At 70.4% G+C, this 14,410-nt stretch carries 10 protein-coding genes and 2 pseudogenes; 9 read left to right on the top strand and 3 right to left on the bottom strand.

What is annotated here, in order from left to right; all coding sequences use genetic code 11:
• Positions 1–64: 64 nt before the first annotated feature.
• From GA0074696_RS32585 to GA0074696_RS13445, 3 genes are read left to right on the top strand one after another with little or no spacing between them, the layout of a single operon-like run.
• On the top strand, positions 65–439 hold the full coding sequence (locus tag GA0074696_RS32585) for a DUF2933 domain-containing protein (RefSeq protein WP_088961421.1): 375 nt from the start codon (positions 65–67) through the stop codon (positions 437–439).
• Positions 400–621 carry an SHOCT domain-containing protein gene (locus GA0074696_RS13450; RefSeq protein WP_088961420.1) on the top strand — a complete coding sequence of 74 codons (222 nt, stop codon included), beginning with the start codon at positions 400–402 and terminating at the stop codon, positions 619–621. Before GA0074696_RS32585 ends, GA0074696_RS13450 begins: the two co-directional genes overlap by 40 nt.
• Before the next feature lie 59 nt (positions 622–680).
• Positions 681–2,045, top strand: a complete 1,365-nt coding sequence (locus tag GA0074696_RS13445) for a phenylacetate--CoA ligase family protein (RefSeq protein ID WP_157745886.1) — start codon at positions 681–683, stop codon at positions 2,043–2,045.
• Between the two features lie 222 nt (positions 2,046–2,267).
• On the opposite strand, the gene GA0074696_RS13440 is transcribed toward GA0074696_RS13445, so the two are convergent.
• On the bottom strand, positions 2,268–3,470 hold the full coding sequence (locus GA0074696_RS13440; protein ID WP_157745885.1) for a S1 family peptidase: 1,203 nt from the start codon (positions 3,468–3,470) through the stop codon (positions 2,268–2,270).
• Between the two features lie 625 nt (positions 3,471–4,095).
• On the opposite strand from GA0074696_RS13440, the pseudogene GA0074696_RS13435 reads away from it, so the two are divergent.
• Together GA0074696_RS13435 and GA0074696_RS13430 are read left to right on the top strand one after the other, a co-directional pair.
• A pseudogene (locus tag GA0074696_RS13435) lies at positions 4,096–4,314 on the top strand (helix-turn-helix domain-containing protein); the annotation flags it as partial.
• Between the two features lie 19 nt (positions 4,315–4,333).
• Entirely contained in the window at positions 4,334–4,693 is a 360-nt protein-coding gene (locus tag GA0074696_RS13430; RefSeq protein ID WP_088961417.1) for a hypothetical protein, read from the top strand.
• Here the strand turns inward: GA0074696_RS13430 and GA0074696_RS13425 are convergent.
• Both GA0074696_RS13425 and GA0074696_RS13420 read right to left on the bottom strand, forming a co-directional pair.
• Entirely contained in the window at positions 4,686–7,091 is a 2,406-nt protein-coding gene (locus tag GA0074696_RS13425; RefSeq protein ID WP_172894274.1) for a low temperature requirement protein A, read from the bottom strand. The two genes, GA0074696_RS13430 and GA0074696_RS13425, sit on opposite strands and share 8 nt — an antisense overlap.
• Positions 7,092–7,798: 707 nt before the next feature.
• Positions 7,799–8,807: pseudogene (locus tag GA0074696_RS13420) on the bottom strand (IS701 family transposase).
• Positions 8,808–8,932: 125 nt separating this feature from the next.
• Between GA0074696_RS13420 and GA0074696_RS13415 the strand changes: the two are divergent.
• The 4 genes from GA0074696_RS13415 to GA0074696_RS13400 all read left to right on the top strand — a co-directional run bounded on the left by GA0074696_RS13415 (position 8,933) and on the right by GA0074696_RS13400 (position 14,163).
• Complete coding sequence (locus tag GA0074696_RS13415; protein ID WP_088961415.1) at positions 8,933–9,466, top strand: DUF6817 domain-containing protein; 534 nt, start codon at positions 8,933–8,935, stop codon at positions 9,464–9,466.
• A 56-nt stretch (positions 9,467–9,522) separates the two neighbouring features.
• Positions 9,523–9,993, top strand: coding sequence for a pantetheine-phosphate adenylyltransferase (coaD, locus tag GA0074696_RS13410; RefSeq protein ID WP_231925355.1), 471 nt, complete (start codon positions 9,523–9,525; stop codon positions 9,991–9,993).
• 301 nt (positions 9,994–10,294) lie between these two features.
• Positions 10,295–11,629, top strand: a complete 1,335-nt coding sequence (locus GA0074696_RS13405; RefSeq protein WP_088961414.1) for an SWIM zinc finger family protein — start codon at positions 10,295–10,297, stop codon at positions 11,627–11,629.
• On the top strand, positions 11,626–14,163 hold the full coding sequence (locus tag GA0074696_RS13400) for a DUF6493 family protein (protein ID WP_088961413.1): 2,538 nt from the start codon (positions 11,626–11,628) through the stop codon (positions 14,161–14,163). The genes GA0074696_RS13405 and GA0074696_RS13400 overlap by 4 nt, the downstream gene beginning before the upstream one ends.
• Positions 14,164–14,410 lie beyond the last annotated feature (247 nt).

Raw genomic sequence — 14,410 nt, 5'->3', positions numbered from 1 at the left:
CCCGTGTCCTCCGAGCCGGTCGGGGCAGCATCGTCAAGGTGGAAGCAATCGAGAGGAGACGGTGATGAGACGTCAACGTCTGCCGCTATACGCCATCGCCCTGGCGATCGTGGTCGTCGGGGCACTGGCGGTCGGTGTACCGGCCAAGTCGCTGGCCTTCGGCCTACTGGCGCTCGCGTGCCCGCTGATGATGCTGTTCATGCACGGCGGTCACGGCGGTCACGGGGGTCACGAGGGTCACCACCACCACCAGGGTCACGACCCGGGCGACAAGGGTCGGCCGTCCTCCCCTGGACGGCTCAGGTCTGAGGTGAGGTCCGGCCCGCGCCGGGTATCCGATTCGTTTACCCAGATCGCGGAAGGGGCGCCGAGGGTCCCATGTCGGGAAGGGGAACTGTCATGCACGGCAACGGCTGGGTCTGGCCCATGGGCGGGATGATGATGATCGGCTGGCTCTTCCTGGCTCTGCTTGTGATCGGGGCGGTGTTGCTCGCCACCAGCTATGGGCGCCGACCGGCACCGGACGTGCATGACTCCGCGCGCCGCATCCTGGCCGAACGCTATGCACGCGGCGAACTGGACACCGGGGAGTATCACCGGCGCCTGGACACGTTGCGCTGACCACGGCGGGGCCGTCCACTTGGGACGGTCCTCGTTCAGCTGCGGCGAGGAGGATGAGGGTGGACGTCCGGATGATCGCCAACATACTGCGGCTGCGGCGCACCCTGGGCTACCGCGAGCGGTGGACTCCTGAGCAGCTCCGTGAGCACCAGCAGCGAGAACTCGCGGCGTTGCGAATCTTCACCACCGAACGCTCGCCGTTCTACCGCCAGTTCCACCGGGGCCTGGCCGCGGCTCCGCTTGACGAGTTGCCGGTGCTGACCAAGGCCACCCTGATGGACCATTTCGACGAGATCTCCACCGACCCGGTGGTTCGCTTGGCCGATCTGCAGGCATACCTGGACGGGCTGCATGGCAACGAACGCTTCGCCGGCCGTTACTGGGTGTCGGCCACCTCCGGCAGCTCAGGGCGCAGGAGCATCATCCCGAGCGACGCGCGCGAATGGGCAATGACGATCGCGTCGTATGCCCGGGCCAACCAGTGGGCCGGTATCCGAGCCGGCTTGCTGCATCCGATGAGCATGGCTGTGGTCAGCTCCACCACCTCGTGGCACCAATCATCTCGGGTGGCCGCTACCGTCCGCAGCCCGTTCATCCGAAGCGAACGCCTCGACGCGGCGGCCCGGATACCCGACATCGTCGCCCAGCTCAACGAACTACGACCTGACGTTCTCGTCGCCTACGCGTCGATGATCCGCGCCTTGGCCGACGAGCAGATCCAAGGACGGCTACGCATCGCACCTCGTGCGGTGAACTCTTCCTCGGAGGTCCTCACCGCGGAGGCGCGCGCCATGGCCACCCATGCCTGGCACGTGTCGCCGTTCAACGTCTACGCCGCCACGGAGACCGGCGGGATCGCGGCCGAATGTCACCACCACCGGGGCATGCACCTGTTCGAAGACCTCGTCATCCCGGAGGTCGTCGACGACGCCTACCGGCCGGTACCGCCAGGACAGCCCGGTGACCGGCTGCTCGTCACCGTGTTGTCCAGCCGTACCATTCCGCTTATCCGCTATGAGATGACTGACCGGGTCACCCTCGCTACCGAACCCTGCCCGGACGGGCTGCCGTTCCGACTCCTGGCCTCGATCGAGGGCCGGACCGACGACGTCCTCGTGCTACCCGCTGCGGCCGGCGGCGGAATCCGCATCCACCCGGTCGCGTTCCACCGCGCGCTCGACTTGATCGACGCCGCCGGATGGCAGGTCCGCCAGGGTGAACGCGACATCACCGTGCTTGTCGCCTCCCCCGGGCTCGGCTTCAACCAGACCGCAACCGAAGAGGCGGTTCGCGCCGAACTCACCACGGCCGGCGCAAGGCCAGCCACCGTGTCGGTCACCGTCGTGGACACCATCCCGGCAGGTGCCGCCGGGAAACGTCCCCTGGTGGTGGTGCACCATCCCACGACGTCGCACCTCGCGTAGGTCCCTCGTTGGATGGGAGTCAGGGGCGTCGCGAGTCGGCCACTGCCTCCGACGGGATGTTCGATGAGGTGAGTGTGGTGGTCGACGGCGGCGACTCCGCCACACCCAGCGGCGGAGTGCGCTCGGGGCCGTCAGCGGCGTGGGCCGGCCCGTACGGACCGGCCCACGGTACTTCGATCACTGCTTGGCGCCGACCCGTTGCGGCTGGGCGCCGGATACGCGTCAGCCCTGGATGAGCGAGGCGCCGTGGTAGGTGAGCGACCCGATCTGCGCGTCACCCACCGGCCGCAGCAGCGGGGCGTACCAGACGTTGCTGGAGCCGTTGGCGACGACGCCGGGGCAGACCGCCGTGCCGGTCACCCCGGCGGAGATGGTGCCGCGAGCGTCGACCCGCCCGTCGGAGCGGTACGAGTACACCGGCCCGCCGCTGTCGCCCGGGGCGGCGGCGCAGGCCCCGGCGGTGACGTGGTTGGCCTGCGTCACGGGCCCGATCACGTAGCCGACGTTGATGAACTGGTTGACGACGCTGACCCGGATGCTGCAGTGCTCACCGCTCGAGGCGCCGCCGGTGCAGACATAGTTGCCGACGTAGTCCGATGCCGCCCCGCCGACCCCGATGCTGGTGGCAGCGTTGTACGGTCCGGTGTAGATCCGGCCGGCGGCCGCGACCCTGATCATCAGGGTGTCCCGCGGGTTGTTGTCGTTGATGATCGGCCCCATGGTGTTGGTGGGGCCACCACCGTCGTACGCGACCTGACCGTTCGACCCGCAGTGCCCGGCGCTGAGGATCTGGCGGGCGTCGTTCCAGTACACCCCGAAGCCGGTACTGCATCCACCACCGGCGTAGTACCGCGCACCACCCCAGTACGGGGCGAAGTCGTTCTGGCGATTCAGCAGCGTCGGGCGCGATGCGGTGCTCAGGCTGAGCGGCAGCCGCGCGGTACGCAGGACGTCCTGCTTACCCGCCACCGGCGCCTTGCCGGTGACGGTCACCGCGAGGCCGCTGCCGTCGACCTTGGCGGACACCGAGACCGCACGCGGGTCCGCAGCGAGCCGCTGCGCCTCGGCGACCATCTCGCGCTGGTGGAACCGGGCCGGCTTGAACCTGACCGGTACGGCGAGCCGCTTGGCCAGGTCACGGACGGATCCGGGCACCTGCCCCTTCCAGTAGACGGTGAGCTTGCGGTCTTCCGGCGCGGCGACCACGCCGGCGAAGCCGTCGCCGCGGGCGGCCATGATCTCGTCGGCGGCCGAGTTGAGCCGCTCCTGCACGGAGAACAGCTCACGCCAGGTGGAGAACCCGCCCGGCACGGCCTCGGCCGGCTGGGCCGACGGGGTGACCGGCTTGCCGTCGGCCACTGCCGGTGTTCCGATCGCGCCGGTGGCGACGATCGCGGCGGCCAACGCGAAAAGGGTACGGCGCATGATCGTGCCTCCGCGTCCGCCCGATCTCATTCGACTCATGGGGATTTACCTCCTGAAGTGAGAGCCGCCGGGGCAACAATTCCCCGGTCGGATTCAATTCTGGAGCGATGAATCCCATTCACAAGGCTCCTGCCACCAAGCGGACTCAGCCATTTACCGGAGCGGACCGCCGTGCGAGCATTGTCGGTTTCGCAGGCTCACCAAATGCAAACCCGGGCTCCTTTCAGGAAATGAATTCGCATCCGTCAGGTGAGCCACCTGGTCGCCGGCCATCGCCACTGACCAGGAAAGACGTTGATCTGACGGAACCGCGACCCGCCATGCGAGCGTGACTCCGTAACGCTGAAACCCTCAAGTAAGCGTCGCCGCACGATTCTCGCCTCTTCAATCGCATCCCAGGTATCCATCCGCTTATCGCAGAGCCGGCGCTCCAACTCTTGCAACGCCGCCTCGATCGACCCCGGGCAAAATGTCAAATGCCCGACCTTCCGCCATGCCCGTCCACGACGGAAAAAGGGTGATCCGGATGCTTGAGTTCGTGGTGTCCTGCGACTGCGACCCGGAGTGCACCGACCCGACGTGACCGTGCGGCTGCTTAAGAGATGTCTCCTAACCCCGGTGTCGGGTCCGCCTGGTCGCCGAGCGCGGTGGGGACGCCATCGCCGACGGCCGGCCGGGCCGGCAGTGAGCTCTAGACCTCGCCGATCGGGTGCTGCTGATGGGCCACTTACTGGCGCACCAACCTGACCATGCGGCAGATCGGGCCGCTGGCCGGGGTGTCGTACTCCGCGCGCATCGGGTCATCGACACCCTCGGACCGCTGCTCGCCCTCGCGCCGGCGCGCTGGCGGCCGGTCGACCAGAATGCAGGGCCAGTACAACCACGGCGACGCGCACTACCGCTGCCGCTTCCCCCAGGAATACACCCTCGTCAACCAGGTCGCGCACCCCCGCAACGTCTACCTGCGGGAGGACGCCCTCACCGACCCGCTCGACACCTGGCTGGCCTCCGCCTTCGCCCCGGACCGCATCGAACGAACGATCAGCATCGAGGTGCTGTTCAAGCCGATCGAGGCGCGTGTGGAGGGAGCGTCACGCAAGCGTCGGTTCTGGCCCTCGACGAGCGGCGGACCGCAGCAGGCCATTCGCGGTCACCTTATCCCGCTGGTCGGGCCGGGAGCCCCACTCGAGCGATGGTCGCGGGCAATGCTCGGGGCTACCTGACGGGGTTGACGGGGCGGACGTCGGTCAGGATGGTCGACGGTGGCGGCTCGTGCAGCCGCCGCCGTAGTTCGCCCGCGCGGCGGGAGTCGATCATAATGACGGCGGCGGTGACGGCGGTAAGGATGGTCAGCGCCCACAGTGGGGGCAGTCGGTTGGTCGCCGGCGCGAGGATCGCCACCAGCAGGATTCCGGTGGCCCGGACCCAGCGAATCTCGTGCTGGATGCGCCACCAGAATGCCTGGTTGGCGAGAAGATAGACGACCACTCCGGCGAAAAGGAGGGCGTACCCGAGCGGGTCGCGCGCCGGTCCTGACGGATCGCTGACCACGTCGAGGGTCCTTCGCAGGCCGAAGGCGAGCAGCATCAGCCCGATGATCATGGGTAGGTGCAGGTAGGTATAGGCGTCGCGGGCCAGCGCGACTCGCTGGTTGCGGGCACGGTCTCGCATGACGTGTTCTGCAACGATGGCGTCGGTGTCGAAATACGCCCACCAGAGGGTGGCCAGAAGGGCCATGCTGGTGGCGACGGCGACGATCACGGACCAGGAGATCGGGCGGCCAAAGACGGCCACTCCTGCCGAGATGACCGCCTCGCCCAGTGCGATGAGGATGATCAGGGCATACCGGTCGGTCCAGTGTTTGGCCGAAGTCACCTGCCAGAACCGCCGCACGACGAGGTAGCCCCCGGCGAGGTCGACAACGATGGCCGCCAGCCAGAGGCCCGCCACGAGCTGGCTCAGCCCTGCGGGGGCATGGGGCCGCGAGGATGCCAGCGCGGCGAACACCAGCAGGACGAGCGCGGCCACGTTCGGAACGCCCGCCCGCAACAGTTGGGCGCGTGGTATCCGGTCCCGAGAAAGGACCAGGAGTGCCGTCAGGTGCAGCATGCGTAGCGTGATGTAGCAGATCACGACGATCAGTGGGCCGGGCAAGCCGTCGGGTACGACGTCGAACGCCTGCGGGATGGCGATGCCGATCGTCAGGGTCAGTGCCACGACCAGCAGGGCGCTCAACCGCACAGGGATGGACTCGCTGCGAAGGACGTTCCCCACCTGGGTGTAGAGGGACCAGGCGACCCACAGCACGCTGAGCACAGCCAAGGCCTGGACGACCCCGACCCCCGTGGGGTGTCGGGTCATCAACACCGTCACCTGGATGAACGTGTAGACGACCACCAGATCGAGGAAGAGTTCCTTGGGTGTGACTCCGCTGGTGGCGGCCCGGACGGCCGCCTGCGCCGCCTGCCGATGCAGCACGTGATGCCGCCGGCGGAAGACGGTGAGATCAGCCAGGACCATGCTGGTGAGGATGGCGGCGAGCAGCCCGACCGCGCCCACCGCTGGCAGGCGGACCGCGATCGGAACCAAGGCGGTCACCAGGACAATCCCCAACAACGGGCTGCGACCCAGCAAGCGGATGGTGCGGCGCTCGAGGGCCACCTGGCCGAGCAGGTAAACGAGGACGCCTCCATAGAGGACGAGCGCGCTGAGCAGGTCCCACCGGTGCGCGGTGTCGGGCTCGACTGAACTCAACGCGCGTTTGAGCCCCAGCGCAGTGAGGACGAGACCGACGATCATCACGACGTGCAGGACGGTGTGCGCGTCCCGGCCGAGTCGTGACCTGGTGGCTGCCGGCCGCTGCTCCAGCGCCTGCTCGGCGGCGAATCCGGCAATGTCGAAGTAGCGCCACCAGAGCACTGCCACGACGACGAGGCTCAGGGCGGAGCCCGCGATGACGGACCAGGTGATCGGTGGGTCACCGATGAGGCCGCGGCTGGTGCCGATCGAGATGATCGTTTCGCCCAACGCGATGAGCATGACCAGCCGGTGCCGCTCGGCCCAGTGCGGCACGGAGACGATCCGCCAGGTGCCCGTGCCGAGCGCCCGCACGCCGATGAAGTCGACGGCGGTGGCGGCGAAGAACAGGGCCAGTTGGACGGAACCACCGTCGACGTCCGAGGGCAGGTGGCGAGGCAGCAGCGCACCGGACAGGAGCAGGATCGCGCCACCGGAGAACGGCAACCATGCGCGTAGAAGGGGTCTTCGGGTCCTGTCCGAAACGGTGTACGTCAAGATCAGTAGCGCGCTGGACTGGGCCAGCAGGAAGGCGACGACGAAGATCATCGGCCCGAACAAGCCACCCGGCCGATCCGTGAAGATCACCGGCGTGGCGATCCCGATCAACAGGATCGTCGCGGCCAGCCCGAAGATGAGCGGCCGCATGAATCCCCGGTCCAACCTGACGACGTTGCCGAGCAGGGTGTACGAGCTCCAGCACCGCCACAGCAACAGGACCACCAGCACACCCTGGAACAGGCCCTCGATCCGAAAGTTCTCCGCCATGAGGTCCGTCACGCTCAGGAATGCGTACACAAACACCAGGTCGAGGAACAGCTCCAACCGCGTCACCCCGACGCCCCCGACGGAAAGGTGAATACTCCCTAGAAATCGCAAACGACGCTCACCCGGATGCGGCGCCGGCCAACTCCTGGTCACCCCCCAACTTTGCCAATTCGACGGGCGCCGCAAGCCGGCTTCGGCCTGCCACCTGCGGTCCGGCCGGATCGCCGCCCGATCGAGGTCGACCGGCTCGTCAACGCCACCGGCCTGATCAGCCTCGCCGGCCGGCAACACCCCGTCGGCTACCACTTCGCCGGCAGGCGCGTCACCGTCCGACTCGACCGCTGTCGGCCGTTGCCGCACCGGACACGGTCACGCTGGAACCGTCCGCGAATCGGACCTCCAGGTCACCTGCATCGCTGACCTGAGCCCGCTCCACCGTCAGGCTGTTCAGGTCGAGCAACCTGACACATCCGCCGAAGCCGACAACGCCCCGCTCGTCCCCGAAGGCGACCGAACCTGCCACACGCTGTCGAGGTAAAGCCGAGCTTCACGCGACGGCGTGCTGCGACCCTCGGCAACGGTGATGAACGGCCGAGCCTGCCGCTCCCCGACCTCCACAACCACGCAGCCTGCAAGCTCATCCGGATCCACGTCTCGCTGGCAGCCGGCTGCCTGGTCTCGCATGGTGGTTGACACTACGGCCTCAGTTGATGCTTGCATGACCACGACAAGTCTGGCCGACTCAAGGTCTGCGGGGACGACCGTCACACCGCCTCGGCGGCGTGCCCGCTGGTGGCACCCCTCTGTGCGGCGAGGAGCGGTGTTCTAGGCTGGGGTTCGGCGGGTCCGGGAAGTGACTGTTCCGAAGTGTTGACCATGGGGATCGGGTCGACCGCGCTGGATTGAAGAGTCGCCCCCACGTGTCCTCCCGGGCCCGTCCTCGCTGCCGCGGTGTCCTTGATCATCTGCTTGTAGACGACGTCGGATAGGCGTCGTGGGGTCTGTTGCGTTGCTCGTGTCCAGGGGTCGAGGCAGGCTTGACGGGTGAAGCTATCGAGTCCTCGTCGTCCCTGGTCCCGCTCGGCGACCTCGTCGACAAGCACACGGGTGCGGGCGTCGTTGACGCGTACGCGCCGGTCGCAGCCGACGGCCAGGACGTAGCCGATCCCGCGCTGCTCGAGGTCATCGCGTAGGCCGGGGTCGGCGCCGTAGACCTCGTCGCCGGTCACCCAACCGACGGGGACACCGGCGTCGAGTGCGGCCGCGATCATCTGGCGGACCAGGGCCGGTTTCGCGGCGAACTCGACCTGGTCGGGGACGCTGGCGGCGGCGCGGCGATCGGGGCGGTCGCACCAGGTCGTCCTGGGTAGGTAGAGCCTGCGGTCGATCAGCGCCCGGCCTGCGGGTGATACGTAGGCCAAAAACACCCCCGACCTGGCTGTTTTCGACACGACCCGCGGTGCCCGTGTACTGCCGCTGCACCCCGGCCGAGCGTACGCCCTTCTTCAGGAATCCGGTCTCGTCGGTGACCAGCACCCTGTCGGGGTGGCCGAGTTGCTTGATCAGCCAGTCACGCACGTCATCGCGGACGGCGTCGGCGTCCCACGCCGCCGTACGCAACAACCGCTGCATCGCCTGCGGAATTGTGTGACCAGCCCGTTCCGCGAGGGACCAGCAGCTTTTGCGTTCCACGCCCGACAGCAGCCCTTCCACGAACTGCCCGGCGGTCCGGCGCGGCTCCGCCCGCACGAATCGGCCCGCGACACGCGTCACCGCCTCGTCCAGGATGACCCGCCACCCGGCCAGGCGAGTGCCAGACGGATCCACGGCGCTGTGACATATTGCCCACACCCAGGGGCCAGCGAATCCGACCGACAGCCGATACCTACAGTCGGGCCATGAGCACCGACAAAGGCGTGCGGGTCTGGCTCCGCCGGCGCGGAGCTGAGCAGATCGCGCATCCCGGGGGCAACCTGTACGCGCACCTATGTCGAGTCAGTGAACGACTCGCCGTGCTTGGCTGCAGCAGTGAAGTGCAAGCCGCGGGCCTAACCCACGCCGTCTACGGCACCGACGGGTTCGACCTCGCCCTGCTTGATCGGGCCGATCGTGCTGTGCTACGGGATCTCGTTGGTGCCGATGCCGAGGAGCTTGTCTATCTGTATGGCGCCTGCGACCGTAGACGCAGCTGGCGGGAGCTGGCAAAGACCGGCCAGGTGTTCGACCGCTTCGTACGTCAGGTGAGAACGCCGAATGCGGCTCAACTTCGGTCGCTCATGGACCTGAGCATCGTCAACGAACTGGACGTCATCGAGCACGATCCTGCGGTGGCGGACCGGCACGGTACCTACTTCCGGGAACTGTTCGCCTCTTGGGCCCCACTGGCCTCTGAGCAGGTCATCCGCGATGTGCAACGGGTCTTGCGGCCGTGACACCCGAACCATCGGCAGGGCCAGGTTCGATAGCACGCACCCCCGGTCGCGTACGCGTGCGAGCCGTCTACCCCGGCAGCTTTGATCCCTTCACTCCCGGGCATTTGAATGTGGTGAACCGGGCACGCGACCTCTTCGACGAAGTGGTCGTGCTCGTCGCGGTCAACAGCATCAAGCATCCGGGCACCGACGAAGAGGAGCGAGCGGCCGCTGTTCGGGCCATTCTGCCGGTCGAGTGGACCTCCGTCACCGTTGCGGCCTGGAGCGGGTTGACCTCCACCTACTGCCGTCGCCATGACGTAGGAGTGATCGTCCGCGGCGTGCGTAACACCACCGACCTTCGGACCGAGTACCAGCTCGCCGCGATGAACCAGTCGCTGGGTGTCCCCACGGTATTTCTGCCTGCGCAGCCCGAACTGGCCGTGGTGTCTTCGACTGCGGTGCGCACGCTGGGAAAGTCACTTCGTCCACGCAGCCGTAGCATGCCCGACATTGGCGAACCGCTCGTCGGACCGCCGCCCGGATAATTTTTGAGACTGCCGCGTCAAGATCAAGTGACGTTGGAGCACTAGGCAGACTGCGGTGCCGGCCGACGCCTTCCACCGGTTGCCAGACCCTAACGACCTGGATCAATAGGCCGAGGCCCCACGCTCCCCCACTTGTCGGCCACACGGTCCATCATGTCGGCCAAGCGGCCCACCCGTCGATCGCCCGACAGATTTCGGCGATCGGCCGTTGGCCCACGCTGCCGGGTCGGATGGAGCCCTGTCGCCCGGGTTGCAGCCTGCCGTCGTGCCCTGTCGGGGGTCGGTCGTAAGTTCTGCAGCCGTGAGCGCCCTTCAGACTTACCGCTACCTCCAGCCGTCCACGCTGCACCGGGGTGACCTGGCGCTGCAGACCAGCGGCGGGCCCGCGACCAACCCGCGGTTCTTCTCCGGTTTTCTGACGACTCCGCAGGCCGCGGCCGCCGGGCTGCTGGCGGTCGCCGAGGTCGCCCGGACCCGGTACCACCAGCCGGTCAGCCCGGCGAGCCTCGATCCCGTGGTCACCGGCAGCCGGGACCGGATGCGCTTCGAATCGTTCTCCGGCTGCTGCGGGGTGTACGCGCGGCTGGACGTCGTGCCGGCCGGGTTCGACGGCGACATCGTCGAGCACGGCACCACCAACGTCGACGTGAACGCGCCGCTGCGGGAGGCGCTGGCCCGGGTGGGCGGCATCGACCCGCTGCACCTGTCGGTGGGGCCGGACGACCTGACCGTGTCCACCCTCGACGGCCCGGTGGTGGAGAAGAAGGTGCCGCTGCCCGGGCGTTGGCTGCGGGGGCTCGCCGAGGTCCACCTGATCGCCGCGGCCATGGAACCGCGGGCGGAGATCCCGGCGGCGGAGGCGGCCGCCTTTCTGCGCCGGCTGCCGGCGGGCAACGACCGGTCGGTGCTCTGGGTGGTGCCGGCCGGGCGCTCACTGCGGCTGACCTCGCGCCCGGCGCCCGGCGCGGTGTGCCTGGCCGGCGCCGGACGGCTCGCCACGCTGCGTGGGCTGCTCCGGTACGCGAAGACCCTGCGGGTGTACGGGCCATCGGCGGCGGCCGGGTCGCCGCCGCTGCCGAGCGTGTGGGAGCTCGACACCGGCGCGCTGCGGCTGTCGCTGACCCTGTCGCCGGAGCCCTACCGGGGCTTCTCCGGCGAGGGCGGCGCGCTGACCGCGCTCGCCACGGACGACGTCGCCGACGACGCCGCGCTGGTCGCCGCGCTGCTGTCCTGGGACCCGACGATCGATGTCCACGCGCTGGCCGCCTCGGCGGGGATTTCGGCGGACCGGGTCCGGGCCGCGCTGGCCCAGCTGGGCACCGCCGGCCGGGTCGGCTTCGACGTGGCCGAGGCGGGCTACTTCCACCGGGTGCTGCCGTACGACGCCGGCCGGGCCGAGCGGGACAATCCCCGGCTGGTCGGGGCGCGGGCGCTGGTCGAGGCGGGCGCGGTCACGCTCGACGGCGAGGCGGCGACCGTACGCCACGGCGTCGAGGTCTATCGGGTCCGCCGCCGGACGGACGGCTCGTACACCTGCTCCTGCCCCTGGTGGGCGCGGCACCGCGGTCAGCGCGGGCCCTGCAAGCACGCGCTCGCCACGACGATGGTGGGCGCTCCGGTGGAGGTCGGGGCGTGACCGATCCGTTCGAGTTCCTGGTCCGGGGCGACATCGGCGCGGCCGTCGACGCGGTCACCGGCCTCGACGACCAGGGGCGGCGGTCGTTCGCCGACGGGCTGGTGGCCCACGTGCGCCGGCGGCGCGACAACTGGTGGTGGAACACCGAGGCGACGGCCCTGGCGGTGGCCGCGGTCGGGTGCCTGCCCACCGCCGCCACGGCGGCCGAGCTGCTCGGCCGGCGGAACGTGTCGCTGCGGGGCGCCGACGCCGGGCTGGTGGTCCAGGTCGCGCGGACGCGCGGGGTGCCCTGGCTGGCCGAGCTGGCATACCGGCTGGCGGACCGGCTCCGCCGGGACGACCCGATGGACGGCTGGGGATTCGTCGCCGAGATGCTCACCGCCGAGAAGGCGGCACCGCCCACCGGTGACCAGTTCGTGGAGGGTTGGCTCGCCCTGATGGCGTGGCCGCCGGAGTGGCAGCGACCGGTCCCGCTGGTGGACCGGCTCCGGGCGGACGTGTTCCTCGACGCCCTGGTGCCGCGCCTGTTCGAGGTGGACGGCGCCGGGACGCGGATGTCCTTCGACGAGTTCATGACCGACGAGAAGCTCGCCCTGCCGCGCGCGCTGGCGCGACTGGCCGGCGAGGGCCGCCTGGACCGGACGATGCTGCTCGACGGCTGCGTGAGCCGGCTGTTGCGCGGCGACCGGCCGGCCGCGTTACGCGCGTTCGTCACCCTGCACGCCCTGCTGGAGCCCACCGCCAGCGAGGTCGACCGGCATCGCGGAGACTACCTGCGCCTGCTCGCCGACGCCCCCGGGTCCGTGGCGTCGATGGCGCAGAAGACGCTGCGGGCTCTCGACGGCGTGGAGGTCGAGGGGCTGCTCGACGCGTCGCGGGCCGTCCTCGTCCGGCCCGACAAGGCGCTGGTCCGCGCCCAGCTCGGCTGGCTGGACCAGCTCGCCCGCCGGCACCCCGACCGGGCGGCGGAGATCGCCGAGGTCATCGCGACAGCGGTCGACCACCCGGCGGCGGACGTCCGCGACCGGGCCGGCACGCTGGCCGCCCGGCACGGGCACGTGGTCGCCCCGCGGGTCGTGGTCGGTGCGGTGGGCGACGACCTGCCGCCACCGGCCGGCCCGCTGCCCGCGCCCCCGGCCATCACCGACCCGGACGAGCTGGCGGAGGAGGCCGCCTCCCTGCTCGGCGGCCCCACGACGGCGTCCGGTCTGGAACGGGTCCTCGACGCAGTGGTCCGGCTCGCCGGTGGCGACCGGGCCCGGCTGAAAGACGCCCTGATTCCGGTGCTGCGGCGGCACCGCGCCGGCGCGGAGGAGCACCCGTGGGATCCGTGCTGCCTGTGCGGTCTCCTCGGCGGGGTGCTGCACGCGGCGGCCGACCCGGTCGAGGGGGGCGTACGGCGGGGACGGTGGGCCGCGATGCTGGCGGCGTTGCGTCGCCGCACGCCGGGCGGACCGTCCCTCGATCCACGGGTACCCCCGCCGCACCGGCTGCTGCGCGCCCGGCTGGCCGAGATCGGTGACCGCGTCGGCCCGCCCCAGCACCCCGGTCTGCTCGCGGCCCCGACCAGGGCAAGCGGTGCCATCGACCCGGAGGTGCTGTACGACCGCCTGACCCGGCTCGGCGAGCGCGGCGCGTGGGAGGTGGACCTGACGCAGGCCCTGCTGCGGCTGCCCGCGCGGGTCGACGAGCCCCTCGCGGCCAGGGCGGCGGCGCTCGGCACGCCCGCCGGTAACCGGCTCGCCGGATGGCTGCGCGCCGGCGGCCTGCCGACCCCGGACCAGCAGGTGGTCACGCTGCCCCGTAGCGAGCACCGACAGGGCCACTACTGGGGGTACGAGCACCTGCCCCGGCAGCGGACGCACGTGCTGGTCAGCCCGCCGGAGGGCGTCGACGACCCGTTCGGCCTGCTCACCGTGCCGGCCGGATCCGTGGACAGCTACGTCGGCGGCGCGGCCCTGCTCTGGCCGGCCGTGCTGCCCGGCTACCGGGGACTGGTCGCGGCGTACGCGCTGCCCGACATCGCCAGTGGCGCCGACCAGGACCTGTCCGGCGGCGCCGCGATCCTGCCGCTGCTCGCCGAGTGCGGCGGCGACGGCGGTCCCGCCGTCGACCTCGCCCTCGCGTACGGCCTGGGTGCCCGGCACGAGTCCGACCGGGTCGCCGCCGTTGACGCCCTGCTGATGCTGGCCGCCGCCGGCGACCTGGACGCCCCCACGGTCGGGGCCCACCTCGGCGCCCTCGCCGCCGTCGGTGACCTCACGCTGACCCGCACCCTGCAGCCGCTGCGCGACGCGGCCGCCGCCGGTGCCCCGCTCAGCACCTGGCGCCTGCTCGCCGCCGCGTTGCCCGCGCTGCTCGCGGCGCCGAAGGCCCCGCGCGGCACCCCGGACCTGTTGACCCTGGCGGCGGAGACGGCGGGCGCGGCCGGCGCCCGGATCGACGTGCCCGGGCTGGCCGAGGTCGCCGCGCGCGGCGGGTCGAGCCGGCTGGTCACCGAGGCCCGGCGCCTGGCCGCCGCGCTCGACCGGTGACCGGGATGCTGGTGGCGAGGCGTGGATGGAAGCCGGCTCACGACCTCCGGCCCTGTCCGGCGGGACCTCCGCGGCGCGGTGCTGCCGCTGTTCCTTCAAGAACAAGCAGGAGGACTGCGTGAAGGTCGTGCTGAAGCCGTAGCGGCGGCGGGCGGGACGGGGCGGGGTGCGGCCGGCGACCCCGCCCCTACCCCTGGCCCGGGACCGCCGGCGACGCCGCGCCAGCGCTGGGGACGAGCCCGGCCGT

This window comes from Micromonospora purpureochromogenes (genome assembly GCF_900091515.1).
GTDB classification, from domain to species: domain Bacteria; phylum Actinomycetota; class Actinomycetes; order Mycobacteriales; family Micromonosporaceae; genus Micromonospora; species Micromonospora purpureochromogenes.
The sequence above is the reverse complement of the archived record's forward strand: the minus strand, read 5'-3'. Positions and strand labels throughout refer to the sequence as shown.

Excerpts from the sequence above, each read along its gene's own strand:
- GA0074696_RS32585 (WP_088961421.1), top strand. The coding sequence starts at position 65 with ATGAGACGTCAACGTCTGCCGCTATACGCCATCGCCCTGGCGATCGTG.
- GA0074696_RS13450 (WP_088961420.1), top strand. The coding sequence starts at position 400 with ATGCACGGCAACGGCTGGGTCTGGCCCATGGGCGGGATGATGATGATC.
- GA0074696_RS13440 (WP_157745885.1), bottom strand. The coding sequence starts at position 3,470 with ATGCGCCGTACCCTTTTCGCGTTGGCCGCCGCGATCGTCGCCACCGGC.
- GA0074696_RS13430 (WP_088961417.1), top strand. The coding sequence starts at position 4,334 with ATGCAGGGCCAGTACAACCACGGCGACGCGCACTACCGCTGCCGCTTC.
- GA0074696_RS13415 (WP_088961415.1), top strand. The coding sequence starts at position 8,933 with ATGAGCACCGACAAAGGCGTGCGGGTCTGGCTCCGCCGGCGCGGAGCT.